Below are 19966 nucleotides of genomic sequence, written 5' to 3'. Positions count from 1 at the left end.
GAAACTGTAATACTCTTACATAAGTAGAAAAGTTACATAAAAAAGTGTGTTTTCATTGGTATTCCTTTAGAGGAAATGTAACATAACGCACAGTTCTGGATTATGCAGGTTGCTTGGTAACAAGGGGCCTAAAAGAAAATTAAATAAATTGATTGCCAAAGATCGAGGGTGAGCATGATTAAGAAGATCGGTGTTTTAACAAGTGGCGGTGACGCACCTGGTATGAACGCTGCAGTACGCGGCGTAGTTCGTACAGCACTATCTGAGGGATTGGAAGTTTACGGTGTTTACGATGGCTACCTAGGTCTTTACGAAGACCGCATCGAAAAGCTAGATCGTTCTAGTGTTTCTGATGTGATCAACAAGGGTGGTACATTCCTAGGCTCTGCACGTTTCCCTGAATTCAAGGAAGTGGCAGTACGCGAACAAGCGATTGAGAACCTTAAAAAGCACGGTATCGATGCACTAGTTGTTATTGGTGGTGACGGTTCTTACATGGGTGCTAAGAAACTGACTGAAATGGGTTACCCATGTATCGGTCTACCAGGCACAATCGATAACGACATCGCGGGTACTGATTACACAATCGGTTACCTAACTGCACTAAACACAGTTATCGATGCAATCGACCGTCTACGTGACACGTCTTCTTCTCACCAGCGTATTTCTATCGTAGAAATCATGGGTCGTCACTGTGGTGACCTAACTCTGATGTCTGCAATCGCAGGTGGCTGTGAGTACATCATCACTCCAGAAACTGGTCTAGATAAAGAGAAGCTAATCAGCAACATCCAAGATGGCATCTCTAAAGGTAAGAAGCACGCAATCATCGCGCTAACTGAGCTGATGATGGATGCAAACGAACTAGCGAAAGAGATCGAAGCGGCAACTGGTCGTGAAACTCGCGCAACGGTTCTTGGTCACATCCAACGTGGTGGTCGTCCAACAGCATTCGACCGTGTTCTAGCATCTCGTATGGGTAACTACGCTGTTCACCTACTAATGGAGGGTCACGGCGGCCGTTGTGTTGGTATCGTGAAAGAGCAACTGGTTCACCACGACATCATCGATGCAATCGAGAACATGAAGCGTCCAGTACGCAACGACCTATACCAAGTTGCTGAAGAGCTATTCTAAGCCAGCTTGATAAAGTCAAAATCAAAAAAACCGCGGTTATCCGCGGTTTTTTATTGTCTGAAATTTGCCTGAGCTGAAGTTTGTTTGAGGCAGGCTCTGTGCCGAGTTAAGAACTCGTGTGCTCTGCTAACGTCAGGCGACGCTCGCGCAAGGCAAAGAGATAGCCTAACAACCCGCCTAGTGTGTTACCCAGAGCAATGCCAATAAACAAACCTTCGATGCTATAAAGCTGACTGCCTATCCATGCCGCTGGCAACGTAAAGACGAACAAGCGCATAAAGCTCCACTGGAAGGCGCGCAGCGGTTTGTGCATCGCGTTATAGCCACTCACCAACATCATCACAATCCCTTGGAAGCCGTAGCTGAATGGCACGACTAAGAGGTAATGCCACAGCAAGTCTTTTACCGCTGCTTCTTGAGAGAAAAGCGCAGCAAGAGGAATGCTGAGAGGCACCATCATCAAAAAGATAAAGCCTTGGAAGACCACCGCAAAGCGCATGCTCAGGAACCAGCCAGAGAATGCACGAGCAGGATTATTAGCCCCAAAGTTTTGCGCCATAAACGGGGTGAGTGCAGAGGTCAGCGACATCAGCACCAAAATCAAGATTGACTCAATACGCTGCGCTGCGCCATAAGCCGCGACCGCTGCGGTGCCGTGGCTAGACAAAATCATCATCAAAATCGCGCCCGATAATGGGTTCATTGCGTTCGATAGTGCTGCCGGTGTGCCTATTTTTAAGGTTTGTTGCCAGTCTTGCTTGATGAGCGACCAGTTCGGTGCGGCAAGTAATTTCTCGCGTTTCACCAATACATAGAAAGACCCGCAGAGCGCGCCAAACCAACTGAATGCACTGGCGATAGCTGCGCCCTGAATACCGAGTTCAGGGAAAGGGCCGTAACCAAAGATCAGCAGCGGATCGAGAATGCCGTTGATAAGCCCTGCGAGCATCATGATCTTGGCTGGGGTTTTGGTGTCGCCAGTCGCCCTAATAGCGCTATTGCCTGCCATTGGGATCACCAACAGAGGAATAGTCAAATACCAGACCTGCATGTACTGCTCAATCAGTGGAATCGAGTCTTCTTTTGCTCCGAGTAAGCTAAATAGTGGCTCAATAGTAAAGAAACCCAGCGTCGAGGCGATCGTGACTAAAACAACGGCGAGCAGTAAACCATGGCTGGTAAAACGTGCTGCTTGAGATGCATGCCCTTGACCAAGCAGGCGGCCGATATTGGTCGACAGTCCCATACCAATGCCCATGGTGATGCAGTTCACCGCAAAGGTTACTGGAAAGGTATAACTGATCGCCGCGAGCGCTTCGGTACCTAATAACGAGATGAAGAAGGTATCGACCAAGTTAAACATCAAAATCGCGATCATGCCCATGGTCATGGGTACGGTCATTTTGCGTAAGGTGTCGGGAATGGGGGCGGTCAACAAACCATGTTTGTCTTCGGCCTGGTTGCCCGGCTTATTCTTTTCCAACATTTTTGACGTCTATCTGGTGAGGGAAGGGCAAGGATACAAGAAAGCCATTGCCTCGGCGAGCGAGCATTTCGCACGCAAACCGTTGCTTAGCTGCTGGTTATTTTAACTAAGTCACAAAAATTTCACGTCTACCCCTTGGGATCCTTAGCTTTGCCCTTATATACAGATCACGTGCCCCTGAGCGGGCAATTATCAAATAATCATGGAAATTTTCAGGAGAGACGACCGATGAACATTCGTCCATTACATGACCGAGTTATCGTTGAACGTAAAGAAGTTGAATCTAAGTCAGCTGGTGGCATCGTTTTAACTGGTTCTGCTGCGGAAAAATCGACTCGCGGTGTTGTTCTAGCTGTGGGTAAAGGCCGCATCCTAGAGAACGGCACAGTGCTACCGCTGGACGTTAAAGTTGGTGATACCGTTATCTTCGCTGAAGGTTACGGCACTAAGACTGAGAAGATCGACGGCAAAGAAGTTCTTATCATGTCTGAAAACGACATCATGGCTATTGTCGACTAATAGCAATCGTTGAGTAATTTTTTGCTCTGATTCAAAACGCAATCAAAAACAGAATTTAGAAAGGAAATCAAAGATGGCTGCTAAAGACGTTAAATTTGGTAATGACGCACGAGTTAAAATGCTAGAAGGCGTAAACGTTCTAGCGGACGCAGTGAAAGTAACACTGGGTCCTAAAGGTCGTAACGTAGTTCTAGACAAATCTTTTGGTGCACCAACAATCACTAAAGATGGTGTATCAGTAGCGCGTGAAATTGAGCTGGAAGACAAGTTCCAGAACATGGGCGCACAAATGGTTAAAGAAGTTGCGTCTAAAGCAAATGACGCAGCGGGTGACGGTACAACAACAGCAACCGTACTAGCGCAAGCAATCGTAAATGAAGGTCTAAAAGCAGTAGCAGCGGGTATGAACCCAATGGATCTTAAGCGCGGTATCGACAAAGCAGTTATCGCAGCGGTTGAGCAACTAAAAGAGCTGTCTGTTGAGTGTAACGACACTAAAGCAATCGCACAGGTTGGTACTATCTCTGCAAACTCTGACTCAAGCGTAGGTAACATCATTGCTGAAGCAATGGAAAAAGTTGGCCGTGACGGTGTTATCACTGTTGAAGAAGGTCAAGCGCTACAAGATGAGCTAGACGTTGTAGAAGGTATGCAGTTCGACCGCGGTTACCTATCTCCTTACTTTATCAACAACCAAGAAGCAGGCAGCGTTGATCTAGAAAACCCATTCATCCTTCTGATCGATAAGAAAGTATCGAACATCCGTGAACTTCTTCCAGCACTAGAAGCAGTAGCAAAAGCATCTCGCCCACTACTGATCATCGCTGAAGACGTAGAAGGTGAAGCACTAGCAACACTAGTTGTGAACAACATGCGTGGCATCGTTAAAGTAGCAGCAGTGAAAGCGCCTGGTTTCGGTGACCGTCGTAAAGCAATGCTACAAGACATCGCTATCCTAACTGGCGGTATCGTGATTTCTGAAGAAGTCGGTCTAGAGCTAGAAAAAGTAGCACTAGAAGACCTAGGCCAAGCGAAGCGCGTTGCAATCACAAAAGAAAACACAACCATCATCGATGGCGTGGGTGAAGAAGCAATGATCCAAGGTCGTGTTGCTCAAATCCGTCAGCAAATCGAAGATGCAACTTCAGACTACGACAAAGAGAAACTACAAGAGCGCGTTGCTAAGCTAGCAGGCGGTGTTGCAGTAATCAAAGTTGGTGCAGCAACTGAAGTTGAAATGAAAGAGAAGAAAGACCGCGTAGAAGACGCACTACACGCGACTCGCGCAGCGGTTGAAGAAGGCGTAGTTGCTGGTGGTGGTGTTGCACTAATCCGCGCTGCATCTAAGATTGTTGACTTAGAAGGCGACAACGAAGAGCAAAACGTTGGTATCCGCGTTGCACTACGTGCAATGGAAGCGCCAATCCGTCAAATCACGAAGAACGCAGGTGACGAAGAGTCAGTAGTAGCGAACAACGTGAAAGCGGGTGAAGGTTCTTACGGCTACAACGCAGCAACAGGCGAATACGGCGACATGCTAGAGATGGGTATCCTAGACCCAACTAAAGTAACTCGTAGCGCACTACAATTCGCAGCATCAGTAGCGGGTCTAATGATCACAACTGAAGCGATGGTTACTGACCTACCACAAAAAGACGGCGCAGGTATGCCTGACATGGGTGGTATGGGCGGTATGGGTGGTATGGGCGGCATGATGTAATAGCCAGCCTATCTCTTTGCTCTAAGGCTTGATAACGGCGTCGAGCATGCTCATTTACTAGCGTAAACTGCGCGTGCTCTCCTTGTTCTAAAACCTTATAGCGGTGAGCTAGACTACCGATAAAGTTCGAGAAGCCGAGGCGAATGCCTCGGCTTTTTTGTGTCTGTTACTTTGGGACTGAGCCTTCTGTGTGTGAGTTTGTAGGTTTGTTCTTACTTTTTCTTTTTAATCTGATAGTTAGCGAGTAATTATTACGCTTAATTTTTATCAGGTTAATTGGTTTAAAAATACGCAATTGTGTGGCTATTGTGCGCAAACGGTCAGGGAAAATGCAGAAAAATAAGTTTGATGAATCAATTGCTTTATTCTTCAAGTGGTTAAATATGACTTACAGCTAACATTTATCGAGTTAAAATGGCGCAAAATCTGTACATTACACTATGTTGTAAATAAACAATCCCCCAATGGAGATGAAAATGAAAAAGCTAATGACGTCACTGGCTGTTGCAGCCGCTATTGCTTCACCTGTTGCTCTTGCTGACAGCACGCCAGTTATGTTCTCAACTATCGACAACACTAACGCACCTTCTAACTCTTCTGTTGGCGGTGTTCGTCTTGCGGTTCTTCACGGTCAAGTGAACGAAGTAAAAGGTGTCGATTTCTCTCTACTAGGTATGTCTGAAACAGACCGTACTACTGGTGTGAACTTCGGTCTTTTCTTTGGTGCGTCTAAAGTAAACCAAGAAATGAAGGGTGTTTCTCTAGGTCTATTCAACTGGAACCAAGGTCAAACAACGGGTCTTAACCTAGGTGCGGTAAACGTGACTAACAACGTTGAAGGTCTAAACTGGAGTGCTGTGAACTACTCTGAAGGTTACACAATGGCAGACATCGGTCTGGCAAGTATCTCTAAAAAATCTAACTTCCAGCTAGGTTTCTTCAACATGACTGACCAAATCGACGGTGTTCAAATTGGTCTTCTAAACTGTGCGGACAACGGCTTCTTCAAGTGTTTCCCAATCGTGAACTTCGCTAAATAATTAGCGAGCTTCGCAAAAAGTTAAGTCACCTTCCTAACTTAACGCCAGATACAAAAAGACCCCGGCATGATGTCGGGGTCTTTTTTATTGTGTTTGATTACTTAACTAAACGCGTTGATGTTTTTCGTTGCTGCATTTTCTGGTGCACACCACGGCGCAATGCTTTGACGCGGTTTTCCGCCTTGTCCACACCGAGTAAAACGGTCAGTGCCAATACGGTAATGATGATCGACTGTGATAAGTAACCCAAGCCAATCATCAAGCCTAGCCCCGCCAACACCCAAATGACGGCCGCTGAAGTCACGCCGTGGATTTTACCGTCTTGAGTCATCATCACACCGGCACCTAAAAAGCCGACGCCAGTAATGATCTGACCAAGTACTCGGGCTTGATCTAATGTATTTGGCGAGAGTGATACCGCCATCGACATAAATAGGTAAGTACCTGAGATAACTAAAATTGCGGTACGAATACCAACGGGTTTACCGCGAGTTTGACGCTCAATGCCAATCATCAAACCATTGATGGCACAACAAAGCAGCGCAGCCCAACTAAAAGGGCCAAGATCGAAAAGGTGTTCAAAAGTTGCTTGCATCTTAACCTCCAAATTTGCGGAGTATGCATAGATAAGACCGCCTGATCGAACAAAAGCTTTTGCTCGTAACGACAATCTTTATACGGCAAGCAACTTATTCTAGATGCAGATCCAGTGGTGTTTTACTTGGGCGACCACCAATTTCACGGGTGAGCTTTGGCACTAGGTAGCCAGAAACTCGCGTGATCACACCGCGCATGATTTCTTTGGCTTCTTCATCGGAAACAAAGTAGTGCGCCGCACCTTGGACTTTATCCAAAACGTGCAAGTAGTACGGCAAAATGCCAGCATCGAATAACGCTTCGTTCAGCGCAACCTGTGCTTCAACGCTGTTATTAACGTCTTTCAGCAGTACACCTTGGTTAAGCAGAGTGACACCAGCTTGCTTTAGCTTCGCCATTTGAGCAGCAAACTCAGCATTGATTTCGTTGGCGTGGTTAATGTGCGTCACCAATACGATCTGTAGGCGAGAAGCGCGAAGTAGGTGACATAGTTCATCAGTGATACGTGCAGGGATCACCACAGGCAAACGACTATGAATACGCAGGCGTTTGATGTGTGGGATTTTTGCGATGTGTTCAAGCAGCCAGTGAATTTCATCGTCTTTCGCCATCAAAGGATCGCCACCAGAGAAGATCACTTCATTGAGTTCTGGTTGCTGTGCCATGTACTCCAAGCACTTCGTCCACGCCTGTTTGCCACTCTTATTCTCTTGATATGGGAAGTGGCGGCGAAAGCAGTAACGGCAGTTCACCGCACAACCACCTTTCACAATCATCAATGCGCGATTGCGGTATTTGTGTAGTAATCCAAGAAGTTCGTTGTCTTGCTCTTCCAAAGGATCATTGGAATAACCGTCATGTACCTCAAACTCTTCGCTCAAAGGTAATACTTGGCGCAAAAGTGGATCGTAAGGATTGCCTTTTTCCATCCTATCGACAAAACTTTGCGGTACACGCTGTGCAAACAGCTTACGCGCAGCGAACCCGTCCTGCCACGGTGAAGGATCGATTTCCAACATTTCCAGCAATTTTGCAGGATCGGAGATCCCATTCGCTAACTGTTTGAGCCAGTTTTGCTCAACAGATTCGACTTTTCGGGTTATTATGTGCGGCATTGAATTTAGCTCTAAGAATGTAAGAGGAAAAAATGGCTACAGTTAGCACCAATGAATTTAAAGGCGGCCTTAAGTTAATGCTTGATAACGAGCCTTGTGTAATTCTGGAAAACGAATACGTTAAACCAGGTAAAGGCCAAGCGTTCAACCGCGTTAAAATTCGTAAACTTCTTTCTGGTAAAGTGCTAGAGAAAACATTCAAGTCTGGTGACACTTGTGAAGTGGCAGACGTAATGGATATCGACCTAGATTATCTATATTCAGACGGCGAATTCTACCACTTTATGAACAACGAAACTTTCGAGCAGATCGCTGCTGACTTGAAAGCGGTTGGTGAAAACGCTAAGTGGTTGGTAGAAAACAACACTTGTATGATCACGCTTTGGAACGGTAACCCAATTACTGTTACTCCACCAAACTTCGTTGAACTAGAAGTTACTGACACAGATCCTGGTCTGAAAGGTGATACTCAAGGTACAGGTGGTAAACCAGCAACACTATCAACTGGCGCTGTAGTACGTGTACCACTATTCATCGCAATCGGCGAAGTGATCAAAGTTGACACTCGTACTGGTGAATACGTAGGTCGTGTGAAGTAATTCACCTTAGACTTTCTGATTGAAAAGGTCGCTTCGGCGGCCTTTTTTATTGCCCGCTATTTTCCTCCCTTTGACGCCTCTGTGCAAAACATCGATATTCTCCGCAAATTTCTGATGATTTTGTATTATTCGTAAAAATCTTATTTATTTCATGAATCTTTCGATTATTTCTTAATGTAACAATTTGATACATTAGACCTCGTTGTCAGCGAGTTGCATAGCAATTTGATTTTTATCGATTTAACTCAATGACAATCCAAAAAGGAGAACAAAATGGAAAGCAGAGGCTTAGGACGAGGTTTAAAGGTGGAAGAGAGACGTCAGTTACTACATAAAGGATTGAAAGCAGCCGTATTTGGTATTCCGCTGCTGGCAATAGGCTTAACGATTAACAGCTCAGTGCTGATGACCGATGCGGGTTACAGCTATGTGCATCAGAACAACATTACTGGTGAATTGGACGTATTCACAGAACCGGGCATTCACTTTCGTATGCCGTTTCTGTCCAAGATTACCAAGTATGACCAAGTGATCACCGTGTCATTTGGTAACAGCAAGGGCGAAGATTTTTATCAACGCCTTGATGCGATTCAGGTTCGCTTTGCCGATACCTACATTGGTCAGATCCCAGTGACATTCCGCTTCAAGCTCAGCAATGACCCTGAAGCGGTTAAGAAGATGCATAAAGAGTTCCGCAACAACAGTAACCTAATTGATGCATTGTTGGTGAAGAACGCACGTAACGTGACGGTGATTACCGCGACTCAATACACGGGGGAGGAGTTCTTCCAAGGTGGTTTGAACCAGTTCAAATCCAAATTGGGAGACCAACTGCGTGAAGGTATTTATCTGACTGAGCGTCGTCAGGTAGAAGTGGAAGAGCTAGACCTAGCTCCGGTGGGTGCGAATCAGTCGAACGCGAACCAACTGCAACGCACGAACCAACTGGTTTGGAAGACGGTTCCGGTCGTTGATAACACTGGCCAACCAATCCGTCAGGATAACCCGCTACAGCAATACGGTATTCAAGTGACGCAGGTGACCATCGGTGATCCACAGCCAGAGAAGCAGCTTGATCAATTGCTAGCAGATAAAAAGCGCTTAGTAGCAGACCGTATCCGTGCGATTCAGGAGCAAGAGACCTCCAAAGCACAAGCAGAGACTGAGCAGTTACGTAAAGAGATTCAACGTACCCGTGAAGTACAAGATGCTCAACGTAGTAAAGAGCTCGCGATTATCGCTCAGCAAAAAGAAGTCGAAGTTGCACGTCAGATTGCGGAGCGTGAAATCGTCGAGGTTGAGAAAACCAAGCGATTGGCTGAGGTGGAAAAAGAGAAAGAGCTAGCGATTGCTGAAGCGAACCTAGCGATTCAAAAAGCCAATGCTCTATCAGCGGAATTTGAAGCAAAAGCGATTCTTGAAAAAGGCCGTGCAGAAGCGGAAGTCTTGAAAGCGAAGTACGCAGCACTGGGTGCAAACCGAGAAGTGTACTTGGCAGAGTTGAACCGAGATGTGGCGAACTCGCTGTACAACAACCTGCAAAACTTCCAAGTGCAGATGCCACAAAACTACATCGGTGGTGGTGAAGCGACGGGTCTGAAAACTAACCTCGATGTGATTACTGGCTTTGGCGCGTTGGGCTTAATGGACCAAACTAAGAAGGTCACACAGCAATAAGATCATGGGTGGTCAAAAGCTCAAAAAGCAAAAAGATCATAGGTGACCAAAAGCTCTGGTAGCTGTACAAACTAGAGTAATGCAGAGGCTGATACGTGTTATCAGCCTCTCTTTTTTGTTGGTGAAATGCGGCTGAATATTTGCGCTTTATCTCAATATCACATTGATTTTATGAAGATAAAAAGGCGAGGGCGAAATTTGTGGCTATAGTGAATCAACACCCAACAAGCGCAAGGAAGCACTATGTCGACTCAAGAACAACATCACCCACTCGCTGATTTTGTTGAATACCCTCCACAGGAAATGGCAGCAAGAGCTGTACATAATTTTGAGCAACTCCAGCGCCGTCATTCGATTCGAAGTTTCTCAGAGCGCCCAGTGGCGAAAGAAGTGATTGAGCACTGCATTCGAGCGGCAGGTACAGCTCCGAGTGGGGCAAACCATCAACCTTGGCATTTTGTTGCGATTAACAGTGCAGAAGTGAAAGGGCAGATCCGTCAAGCCGCTGAAGAACTAGAACGCTCTTTCTATGAAGGTCGAGCAGGGCAAGAATGGTTAGATGCACTGAAGCCACTTGGCACGAATGCCAGTAAGCCGTATTTAGAAAAAGCGCCGTGGCTGATCGCGGTGTTTTCGCAAAAGAAAGGCGGTATGAGCAACGATGGGGAACAAACCAACTATTACGTGCACGAGTCAGTCGGGATTGCCACAGGCTTTTTGCTTCAAGCACTGCACAATGCAGGTTTGGGTACGTTGACTCACACGCCAAAGCCGATGAGTTTCTTGAGTAAGATTTGTGGGCGAGACAACGATGTTGACCGTCCGTACATGTTGATTGTGACCGGTTATCCGGAAGAAAACGCAACCATTCCAGAACATGCAATGCACAAAAAGTCACTGGATGAAATCGCGACCTTTATTGAATAGTGCCTGAAACGAATAGCGCTGAAGATAAACATAAATAACAGGCAATAAAAAAGCTGGCGATATGCCAGCTTTTTTCATTTCCGTCCGTATCTTAAATCATGAAGATAAAGATAACGGCTAGTGCAGAGATAAGACCTGCAAACGCGTAACATGCGATCTTACCTACCACACCCGTGTGGAATTTAAGGTCGTGCATGCCGTGGTGTACACGGTGCATCGCATGCCACATTGGCAGTGCTAGCGTACCGATGATGAACAGTGCGCCAATGATGCTAGTCGCGAATTCAGATACGCGCTCGTAGCTCATTGCTTCTGCATCAATGATGCCTAGTGGAACTAGGATACCCAGTACTAGTACCGTGATTGGCGTGATCATCGCAAACCAAGTACCACCGGCACCAAATAGACCCCACCAGATTGGCTCATCAGAACGTTTCGGTGCTGTATTAACACTATAATTCGGTTTCATTACTCAAGCTCCTTACATCACGATGAGAACGATCAGTGAGATGAACGCTACCGCTGCCCACTGAGTCAGAACGATGATCTTCTTATCCACTGGTTTGCCTTTCAGACGAATTGGCATTACCTGTGGCATCATGCTGAAGAAAGTTTGTGCGTGGAATAGGCTACCTAGCAGTGCAACGATGTTGATCGCTACCACGATAGGGTTTGCCATGAACTCCAACCAACCTTGCCAAGCTTCTGGGCCTTTCACTAATGAACCTAGACCGAAAGTCAGGAAAATAGTGAATAGGATCAGAGGAAGCACCGTTGCTTCACGTACCATGTAGAAGCGGTAGAAAGGATGGTTCTTCCACCATGTGCGTTTTATTTCACGAACGTAAGGTTTACGGTTGCTCATCCTTATGCCTCCACTTTTTTTGGTGAACCATCAGGTTTCAACATCGCAATTACGAAGTCCATAGAAGACTCCACTTTGCCTTGGTTTACTGCCGCTGCTGGGTCAACGTTCTTCGGACAAACTTCAGAACAGTAACCTACGAACGTACAACCCCAAGCGCCGTTTTCACCGTTGATCAGCTTCATACGCTCATCTTTACCGTTGTCACGGCTGTCTAGGTTGTAACGGTGTGCCAGAGTCAGTGCTGCAGGACCGATGAACTCAGGGTTCAAACCGAACTGAGGACAGGCTGCGTAGCAAAGACCACAGTTGATACAGCCAGCAAACTGCTTGTATTTCGCCATTTGCTCTGGTGTTTGTAGGTTCGTGCCGTCTTCTGGTTTGCGGTCGTTGCCAATGATGTAAGGTTTGATTGCTTCTAGGCGCTCGATGAACGGCGTCATATCAACGATCAAGTCTTTCTCGATTGGGAAGTTTGCTAGTGGCTCGATAGTTACGCCATTCGGGTAATCACGTAGGAAGCTCTTACAAGCTAGCTTAGGCACGTTGTTTACCATGATGCCGCAAGAACCACAGATCGCCATACGACAAGACCAGCGGTAAGACAGATCTTTATCTAGGTGATCTTTGATGTAGCCAAGTGCGTCAAGTACAGACATGGTTTCATCAAATGGAACTTCGAATGTTTGCGTGTATGGTTCCGCGTCCTTCTCAGGGTCGTAACGCAGAATGTCTACTTTTTGAATGCGGTTTGCTGACATTATGCTTGCTCCTCTGCGCTCTTCGCTTCTGCTTCAGCGGCTTTTTCAGCTGCTGCTGCTTTCTCTGCTGCTTCACCGTATAGACGCGCTTTAGGCTGTGACTTTGTAATCGTCACGTTGCTGTAGTCGATACTTGGTGCTGCATCTTCTTTGAAGAAAGCAAGCGAGTGTTTCAGGAAGTTCACGTCATCACGCTCTGTACAACCATCGTCTAGACGTTGGTGGGCACCACGAGATTCTTTACGCAGGATTGCAGAGTGAACCATCGCTTCTGCTACCTCTAGACCGTAGCCCACTTCAATAGCGTAAAGAAGGTCAGTGTTGAACACTTTGCCTTTGTCTTTGATGCTGATTTTCTTGTAACGCTCTTTCAGCTCAGTGATTTTCTCGATGGTTGCTTGCATCAAGTCTTCTTGGCGGTAGATACCACAACCTGCTTCCATGGTGTGACCCATTTCAGTACGGATATCTGCCCAGTTTTCATCACCTTCTTGGTTCATTAGAGCGGCAATGCGGTCTTCAACTGCTTTCACCTGAGTCGCGATAGACTCTTCGTTCCAGCCTTTGAATTCTGCAGCACGTTTCACCGCTTGTTCACCCGCAACGCGACCAAATACCACGAACTCAGCCAGCGAGTTAGAACCTAGACGGTTTGCACCGTGAAGACCAACAGACGCACATTCGCCAACCGCGAATAGACCTTTAATGCGAGTTTCACATTCGCCGTTAGTCTCAATACCACCCATGGTGTAGTGAACCGTTGGACGAATTGGAATTGGCTCTTTTGCAGGATCAACGTTCACGTAAGCTTTCGCTAGCTCACAAATGAACGGTAGACGCTCTTGTAGATACTCTTCACCTAGGTGGCGAAGGTCTAGATGCACCACATCACCAAGAGGGTGTTTGATGGTGTTGCCTTTCTGTTGTTCGTGCCAGAAAGCTTGAGAAACTTTGTCACGTGGACCAAGTTCCATGTATTTGTTCTTAGGTTGACCCACTGGAGTTTCTGGGCCCATGCCGTAATCTTGTAGGTAACGGTAACCGTCTTTATTGACGATGATACCGCCTTCACCACGACAACCTTCAGTCATTAGGATACCCGTGCCAGGAAGACCTGTTGGGTGGTACTGAACGAATTCCATATCACGTAGAGGAACGCCGTGACGGTAAGCCATCGCCATGCCGTCGCCCGTTACGATACCGCCGTTGGTGTTACAGTGGTAAACGCGACCTGCGCCACCTGTTGCTAGTACGACAGACTTCGCTTTAATCGTAACTAGTTCACCTTCAGACATGTGGATTGCAATCAGACCTTGTACTTCACCTTCATCAACAAGCAAGTCGACAACAAAGTACTCATCAAAGCGCTTGATGTTGTCGTACTTCATCGACGTCTGGAATAGCGTGTGAAGCATGTGGAAGCCAGTTTTATCTGCAGCGAACCAAGTACGTTCAACCTTCATACCACCAAAGCGGCGTACGTTGACTTCACCGTTCTCTTTACGACTCCATGGGCAACCCCACTGCTCCATTTGGATCATTTCGCGAGTCGCGTTCTCTACAAAGTATTCAACAACGTCCTGTTCACATAGCCAGTCACCACCGCCAACAGTGTCGTTGAAGTGGTTGTCTAAGCTATCTTCATCCTTGATAACTGCTGCTGAGCCACCTTCTGCAGCAACCGTATGGGAGCGCATTGGGTAAACTTTAGAAATAAGCGCTACTTCTAAGTCCGGGTTTGCTTCAGCCGCTGCAATAGCAGTACGAAGACCAGCGCCGCCTGCGCCGATGACTGCGATATCTGTGGTGATAGTTTGCACAGTTATCCTCCAGTGTGTGATTGCGGAAATCCGCTTGTTATTGTGAGTGTGAGGGCACCGTTTTTAGGCTATCCCTCAAAAGTAGTAGGGTTAGTGTAGGGGAGCCTTATGGCAGAAAAATTGATGTATTTGGGTTTTTTCTCCGGTAATGCACACGAGAGCATAGAAATTCTAGGTTATGTGACTGCTATCACGGCACGAAACAGTTGAGGGATAAACGTAAAGCTGCTCAATGTTACACAGGTGTTGCACGACATTACCCTCATTGATAATAGGGTAAGTTGTGAGTGTTTTTTGTACTGTAGAACGTGGAATGCTTGCTTCAATTTTGATCGAGTTTTATTCGTATTTAGACCAATACAATTAAGATGAATCCCCCCTCGCCGAGCTAGGCAAAGCGTGACAAAATTGCTATTTTCCTCGCTCACTTATGTATTGAGAGTCTTGTTATGCAAACGACCTGGCAACCTACTGCTTCTATGGAACAACTTCGTCAACGAGCCGCGTTGATCACCGCTATTCGTCAATTCTTTGCCGAGCGACAGGTGATGGAAGTCGACACGCCAGCCATGAGTCACGCCACCGTGACCGACATTCATTTGCATACCTTCCAGACCGAGTTTGTTGGCCCAGGCTATGCCGATGGCAGCAAGCTGTTCTTTATGACCAGTCCTGAATTCCACATGAAGCGCTTACTAGCGGCAGGCAGTGGCTGTATCTACCAAATCAACAAAGCGTTTCGTAATGAAGAGAATGGTCGTCACCACAATCCTGAATTCACCATGTTGGAGTGGTACCGCATCGGCTTTGATCACCACAAGCTGATGGACGAAATGGATGATCTGCTGCAACTGGTATTGAAGTGCGGCGCTGCCGAGCGCATGACTTACCAGCAAGCTTTTATTGATGTACTTGGCGTGTGCCCGTTAGAAGGCTCGATGCAAGAGCTAAAAGTGGTGGCGGCAAAGCTGGGCTTGAGTGACATTGCCGAGCCTGAAGAAGATCGCGATACTTTGCTGCAACTGCTATTTAGCATCGGTGTGGAAGCGAAGATTGGCCAGCAAGTGCCGGCATTTGTTTATGATTTCCCTGCATCGCAAGCCGCATTAGCGAAGATTAATCCACAAGACAATCGCGTTGCTGATCGCTTTGAGGTGTACTTCAAAGGTATTGAGTTGGCGAACGGTTTCCACGAGCTAGATAACCCGAAAGAACAATTGGCGCGCTTTGAACAAGATAATGCTAAGCGTCTTGAAATGGGTTTGAAGCCACAGCCGATCGACTACCACTTGATTGGTGCTTTAGAAGCAGGCTTGCCAGATTGTGCCGGTGTGGCGCTCGGCGTTGATCGCCTGATTATGTTGGCTCTTGGTTGTGACCATATTGACCAAGTGACTGCTTTCCCATTCCCAATTGCTTAAGGATTGACGATGAATCTGACCGCTGCGCGTTTGGTGCTGCTGAGTTACGCGACATTAATTGCTTACCTATCTTTGAGCTCTGGAGAGTTGCAAGATTGGGGGGATATTGCGTACTTAGATAAGATGCAGCACGCGATGGCGTACAGTGGTTTTGGCTTCTTGGGCTGTTTCTGTGTAGCAAGTTGGCGTCAGCGTTGGACGGTGGCACTGGGTATTCTTTTATTCAGCGCTGTGATTGAAGTTTTACAAGGTTATGTAGGACGCCAAACCTCTTGGCACGACTTGATTGCGAACTCGATTGGCATTCTAACTGGTCTGCTATGTTACCGTATTTGGAGCCTCTATCGACCTAGGTTGGTGAAGTCGCTATACTCGATTCGATAATGAAGAGGGAATACGATAACCATGAAAACGCGCGACAAAATCGTTTATGCCGCACTGGAGTTGTTTAACCAACATGGTGAGCGCAATATCACAACTAACCACATTGCTGACCATATTGAAATTAGCCCAGGCAATCTTTACTACCACTTCCGCAACAAACAAGAAATCGTGCGTGAGATTTTCGCGCTTTACTCTGCGGAACTGCTAGAACGCTTTACTCCAATTCAAGGTTCTCAAGAGAGCCTGACCATGCTGAAAAGCTACCTCGATTCAATCTTCACTCTGATGTGGAAGTACCGTTTTTTCTACGCGAACCTGCCAGAAATCCTTTCTCGAGACGAGCAACTGCATGATGAATACATTGATGTTCAAGAGAAGCTGCAAGCCAACCTCATTGCAATCATGCAAGAGTTTGTGTCGCTGAAGCTGTTGAATGTCGACCAAGAGCAGTTGAAATCACTGGTTTGCACGCTGCATCTTATTGCGTGTAGTTGGTTAGCTTACCAATCGGCGATGTCATCAAAGACCGATATTACTGAGCTAATGGTGAAACAAGGCATGTTGCAGATGCTTAACGTGGTGAAACCCGTGGCGACCGAGCAGGGCATGGAACAGTTGCTTTTGCTTGAAGAAGCAGTAAGTCGTCTGCACAGTTAATACTATTTTCCCTCCTTATTCATTTCAGAAAATGAGAGTATGGCTCAACGCTTAAGGTTTAGAGCGCAGCTCTCATTTTCAACTCCTTCCTTGAGTTGACTTGCTGTGCTCATTTCGCACAATAGAACTCATGCTCTTCCATACTTTCTAGTGGAAGATGATTCTCGATAAAGGAACTATCGTTCAATGAATTACGACATTTTTAATGGCGATGCCGACGGCATCATCGCATTGCTGCAATTGCGCTTAGCGGATCCTATCAACGCTGAGTTGGTGACAGGCGTAAAGCGCGACATCAAACTGGTGGAAAAAGTGGGTGTGCAAGCCGGCGATGAGCTGACAGTGTTGGACATTTCAATGGAAAAGAACATGGTAGGTCTAGAGCAAGCTTTGGCTCAAGGCGCGCATGTTTTCTACGCCGATCACCACAAAGCAGGCGAGATTCCTCAGCACGGTAATTTGGACGCGCACATCGATCTCGATGCCAACATGTGTACTGCGTTGATTGTCGATAAACTGCTTGATGGCCGTTTTCATACATGGGCGATCACCGCTGCTTATGGCGATAACTTGATCGCTAAAGCGGATGCATTGGCAGACAAAGCAGGATTTAACCAAGAGCAGAAAGCACAACTAAAAGAGCTTGGCACCTTAATCAACTATAACGGTTATGGCTCTAAAGTAGGCGACCTTCATTTTCACCCTGCGGACTTGTACCAAGCGTTAAAACAATACGTTTCACCATTCGATGCGATTGCAGATAAAGCGTCACCTTACTACCAATTGCAATCGGCTTATCAACAAGATATGGATGCGGCGCAAGCGGTTCCTGCTACTCACGAGAGTGCGAAGCTCAAGCTATTTGAACTGCCAAACAATGCAGCATCACGTCGAATTAGCGGCGTTTATGGCAACTGGCTTGCAAACCAAAACCCAGACTCTGCGCATGCGGTATTAACAGAAAATGCAGACGGTACTTACACGGTTTCTCTTCGCGCGCCACTGAATAACAAGCAGGGAGCTGTGGCAGTGTGTGGACAGTTCCCTACAGGTGGTGGTCGAGAGGCTGCGGCGGGTATCAATGCGCTAAGCAAAGATGATGTTAGTGCCTTTATTGATGCGGTTGAGACCTACTACGCATAGCATTTTCCAAAATAGACATACAACAAAGGAGCCGAGTGGCTCCTTTGTTTTTTGTGTCGTGATAGTGCTGATTAGAACTGCGATGATAAACGGCAGCTACATACGCTTTAACCAAGATTTCGGGTTTTGCGCTTCACTGTTACGGCGAATTTCGAAGTACAGTGAAGGTCTATCTTGACCACCGGTATCACCTGCAAGGGCAATTACTTCTCCGGCCGTTACCTTATCGCCTTCTTTCTTGGTCAATGCTTGGTTGTAACCGTAGAGCGTCATGTCGCCTTTACCATGGTCGAGCAGAACGACTAGACCATAACCGCGTAAGTATTCGGCGAATACAACGGTACCTGGGTAAACGGCTTTGACTTGTTGACCGTAGCTTGCTGAAAGCACCATGCCTTTCCAGTTTACTTGGCCAGTTTGTCTGGTGCCGAAGTTATGCAAGACTCGACCTTTGAGTGGCCAAGGCAGTTTGCCACGTTGTTTCGCAATGCCATCCATCGGTACAGCGTTACGTTTTGCGGCTTTCGCAATTTCCGCTTTTAGGCGGGTTTCGTTGCGTTGCAGTTCTGAAAGGTAACGTTTGTCGTCTTTGATGCTTTTCTGAATCTTGCTTAGCGTGCCTTTACGTTTCGATTGTGTGCTTGCCAATGACGAGCGCTTTTCCGATTGCTGCTTAAGCAAGGTTTCTATCTGTTCTTTTTCCAACTCAAGTTGGTTTTTATTGTGCGCCAACTCTTGAGTGGTTTTAGTAATGGCATCAATCACCTCCGCACGTGCTTTCGCTAAGTGCTGGAAATATTGACTGATGCGATCCTCTTCAACCCCTTCATTGAGCAGATGTCCATTGGCTTTGGCGCGTTCCGTCACGTAGTAGGTTTGAATGAGCTGTTTTAGCTCTTCCTCTTGCGCTTGGCGTTGGCCTTCTTGCAGTGCAATTTTCTCTTCCAACTTATTAATGTTCTGATCGGCTTGCGCTAATTCTGCCTTAGTTTGCTTAATTTCTCTTTCTAGTTTGGAGATACCAAGCTCTTGGTCTTTAAGCGACTTTTGCAGATCGTTAAGTTGTTTTTCTTGAGAAGTGAGCGATTTACGCTGACGGCTGATTTCGCTAGAAACACCTTTTAACTCTTGCTGACTGGCGGCGGAAGAGGTGAGGGGATATGTGGCAGATAAAGCACAAGTTAATAAAATAGCCGAGCGTAGCACTGGGTGATTTTGTTTTCGCACTTGAGAGTTACCTACCACATTATTGTCAAAGGATCAGATGACGATTAAATACCATCTCCATGGATAAAGCTTTGCGATTTGCCATTAAAGCCTTGATCCATATCGAGAGAAGGTTTGTCCGTTTTCGGACGACCAACGATTTTTGCAGGCACACCAGCCACAGTTGTGTGGGGTGGCACTGCTTGCAATACCACAGAACAAGAGCCGATTTTCGCCCCTTGACCGACTTCAATATTGCCAAGAATCTTTGCACCTGCACCGATCATTACGCCTTCGCGAATTTTCGGGTGACGGTCACCGCACTCTTTGCCGGTACCACCAAGGGTGACGTCCTGCAAAATAGACACGTCGTTTTCCACGACAGCCGTTTCACCAATCACGATGCCAGTTGCATGGTCGAGCATGATACCACTACCGATGCGCGCTGCAGGGTGAATATCGACCTGACACGCCACAGAAATCTGATTTTGTAGATATGTCGCAAGAGCGTGACGACCTTGCTTCCACAACCAGTTTGCTACTCGGTAGCCTTGCAGAGCATGGTAGCCCTTTAAGTACAATAATGGCATTGAGTACATAGAAACCGCAGGGTCGCGATTGACCGTGGCACAAATATCACAAGCTGCGCCGTCCGTGATAGTAGGATCGGCAGCAAATGCCTCTTCAACCACTTCACGCACTGCCATAGCAGGCATCGATGCAGTGTTTAATTTGTTGGCCAGAATATAGCTCAATGCGGCACATAGGCTGTCATGCTTAATAATGGTCGCATGATAAAAGCTCGCCAGCATAGGCTCTTGCTCTGACATCTCACGGGCTTCTGAAACGATTTTGTTCCAGACTTTTTGTTTTTCGCAGTGTTTCATTCTCA

General features: G+C 46.7%; 20 protein-coding genes. 11 read left to right on the top strand and 9 right to left on the bottom strand.

The window, feature by feature from the left end; all coding sequences use genetic code 11:
* The first annotated feature begins 174 nt into the window (after positions 1-174).
* The gene (gene pfkA, locus VCHENC03_RS01390; protein WP_009707858.1) at positions 175-1137 is read left to right on the top strand and encodes a 6-phosphofructokinase; all 963 of its coding nucleotides are present in this window, start codon (positions 175-177) and stop codon (positions 1135-1137) included.
* 106 nt (positions 1138-1243) lie between these two features.
* Here pfkA and VCHENC03_RS01395 read toward each other — a convergent pair whose 3' ends face one another.
* A complete protein-coding gene (locus tag VCHENC03_RS01395; RefSeq protein ID WP_009707857.1) occupies positions 1244-2623 on the bottom strand; it encodes an MATE family efflux transporter in 1380 nt (459 codons plus the stop codon).
* Between the two features lie 228 nt (positions 2624-2851).
* Here VCHENC03_RS01395 and VCHENC03_RS01400 point away from each other — a divergent pair, with 228 nt between their 5' ends.
* The 3 genes from VCHENC03_RS01400 (at position 2852) to VCHENC03_RS01410 (ending at position 5902) form a co-directional block, all read left to right on the top strand.
* Positions 2852-3142 (top strand): co-chaperone GroES, encoded by a 291-nt coding sequence (locus tag VCHENC03_RS01400; RefSeq protein ID WP_005440461.1) that lies wholly within the window; start codon positions 2852-2854, stop codon positions 3140-3142.
* Between the two features lie 73 nt (positions 3143-3215).
* Complete coding sequence (gene groL, locus VCHENC03_RS01405) at positions 3216-4862, top strand: chaperonin GroEL (RefSeq protein ID WP_005440463.1); 1647 nt, start codon at positions 3216-3218, stop codon at positions 4860-4862.
* A gap of 476 nt (positions 4863-5338) precedes the next feature.
* Entirely contained in the window at positions 5339-5902 is a 564-nt protein-coding gene (locus VCHENC03_RS01410; protein WP_005425048.1) for a VC2662 family protein, read from the top strand.
* A 97-nt stretch (positions 5903-5999) separates the two neighbouring features.
* Here the strand turns inward: VCHENC03_RS01410 and VCHENC03_RS01415 are convergent, their stop codons facing one another.
* Together VCHENC03_RS01415 and epmB are read right to left on the bottom strand one after the other, a co-directional pair.
* Positions 6000-6497, bottom strand: coding sequence for an MgtC/SapB family protein (locus VCHENC03_RS01415; RefSeq protein WP_005440468.1), 498 nt, complete (start codon positions 6495-6497; stop codon positions 6000-6002).
* 94 nt (positions 6498-6591) lie between these two features.
* Positions 6592-7614: an EF-P beta-lysylation protein EpmB gene (epmB, locus tag VCHENC03_RS01420; protein WP_009707856.1), complete on the bottom strand. Its 1023-nt coding sequence runs from the start codon at positions 7612-7614 to the stop codon at positions 6592-6594.
* 32 nt (positions 7615-7646) lie between these two features.
* On the opposite strand from epmB, the gene efp reads away from it, so the two are divergent.
* From efp to VCHENC03_RS01435, 3 genes are all read left to right on the top strand, one after another.
* Positions 7647-8213 carry an elongation factor P gene (gene efp, locus VCHENC03_RS01425; protein ID WP_005440472.1) on the top strand — a complete coding sequence of 189 codons (567 nt, stop codon included), beginning with the start codon at positions 7647-7649 and terminating at the stop codon, positions 8211-8213.
* 273 nt (positions 8214-8486) lie between these two features.
* Complete coding sequence (locus VCHENC03_RS01430) at positions 8487-9890, top strand: SPFH domain-containing protein (protein WP_005440474.1); 1404 nt, start codon at positions 8487-8489, stop codon at positions 9888-9890.
* Positions 9891-10133: 243 nt separating this feature from the next.
* Positions 10134-10817 carry a nitroreductase family protein gene (locus VCHENC03_RS01435; RefSeq protein WP_009707854.1) on the top strand — a complete coding sequence of 228 codons (684 nt, stop codon included), beginning with the start codon at positions 10134-10136 and terminating at the stop codon, positions 10815-10817.
* 91 nt (positions 10818-10908) lie between these two features.
* Here VCHENC03_RS01435 and frdD read toward each other — a convergent pair whose 3' ends face one another.
* The 4 genes from frdD to frdA are packed head-to-tail and all read right to left on the bottom strand — an operon-like array spanning position 10909 to position 14263.
* A complete protein-coding gene (gene frdD, locus VCHENC03_RS01440; RefSeq protein WP_009707853.1) occupies positions 10909-11286 on the bottom strand; it encodes a fumarate reductase subunit FrdD in 378 nt (125 codons plus the stop codon).
* 12 nt (positions 11287-11298) lie between these two features.
* Complete coding sequence (frdC, locus tag VCHENC03_RS01445; RefSeq protein ID WP_005440480.1) at positions 11299-11682, bottom strand: fumarate reductase subunit FrdC; 384 nt, start codon at positions 11680-11682, stop codon at positions 11299-11301.
* A 2-nt stretch (positions 11683-11684) separates the two neighbouring features.
* Complete coding sequence (locus VCHENC03_RS01450) at positions 11685-12443, bottom strand: succinate dehydrogenase/fumarate reductase iron-sulfur subunit (protein ID WP_005440483.1); 759 nt, start codon at positions 12441-12443, stop codon at positions 11685-11687.
* Positions 12443-14263, bottom strand: a complete 1821-nt coding sequence (gene frdA, locus VCHENC03_RS01455; RefSeq protein WP_009707852.1) for a fumarate reductase (quinol) flavoprotein subunit — start codon at positions 14261-14263, stop codon at positions 12443-12445. Before frdA ends, VCHENC03_RS01450 begins: the two co-directional genes overlap by 1 nt.
* A gap of 449 nt (positions 14264-14712) precedes the next feature.
* On the opposite strand from frdA, the gene epmA reads away from it, so the two are divergent.
* The 4 genes from epmA (at position 14713) to VCHENC03_RS01475 (ending at position 17868) form a co-directional block, all read left to right on the top strand.
* Positions 14713-15684 carry an elongation factor P--(R)-beta-lysine ligase gene (epmA, locus tag VCHENC03_RS01460; protein ID WP_009707851.1) on the top strand — a complete coding sequence of 324 codons (972 nt, stop codon included), beginning with the start codon at positions 14713-14715 and terminating at the stop codon, positions 15682-15684.
* A 9-nt stretch (positions 15685-15693) separates the two neighbouring features.
* Positions 15694-16068: a VanZ family protein gene (locus VCHENC03_RS01465; RefSeq protein WP_009707850.1), complete on the top strand. Its 375-nt coding sequence runs from the start codon at positions 15694-15696 to the stop codon at positions 16066-16068.
* Between the two features lie 21 nt (positions 16069-16089).
* Entirely contained in the window at positions 16090-16725 is a 636-nt protein-coding gene (locus VCHENC03_RS01470) for a TetR/AcrR family transcriptional regulator (RefSeq protein WP_005440488.1), read from the top strand.
* 186 nt (positions 16726-16911) lie between these two features.
* Positions 16912-17868 (top strand): acetyltransferase, encoded by a 957-nt coding sequence (locus tag VCHENC03_RS01475; RefSeq protein WP_009707849.1) that lies wholly within the window; start codon positions 16912-16914, stop codon positions 17866-17868.
* A gap of 96 nt (positions 17869-17964) precedes the next feature.
* On the opposite strand, the gene VCHENC03_RS01480 is transcribed toward VCHENC03_RS01475, so the two are convergent.
* A complete protein-coding gene (locus tag VCHENC03_RS01480) occupies positions 17965-19113 on the bottom strand; it encodes a murein hydrolase activator EnvC family protein (RefSeq protein ID WP_032803124.1) in 1149 nt (382 codons plus the stop codon).
* 26 nt (positions 19114-19139) lie between these two features.
* Positions 19140-19961: a serine O-acetyltransferase gene (gene cysE, locus VCHENC03_RS01485; protein ID WP_005440502.1), complete on the bottom strand. Its 822-nt coding sequence runs from the start codon at positions 19959-19961 to the stop codon at positions 19140-19142.
* Positions 19962-19966: the final 5 nt, after the last annotated feature.

Source organism: Vibrio sp. HENC-03, from assembly GCF_000305755.2.
GTDB classification, from domain to species: domain Bacteria; phylum Pseudomonadota; class Gammaproteobacteria; order Enterobacterales; family Vibrionaceae; genus Vibrio; species Vibrio owensii.
The sequence above is the reverse complement of the archived record's forward strand: the minus strand, read 5'-3'. Positions and strand labels throughout refer to the sequence as shown.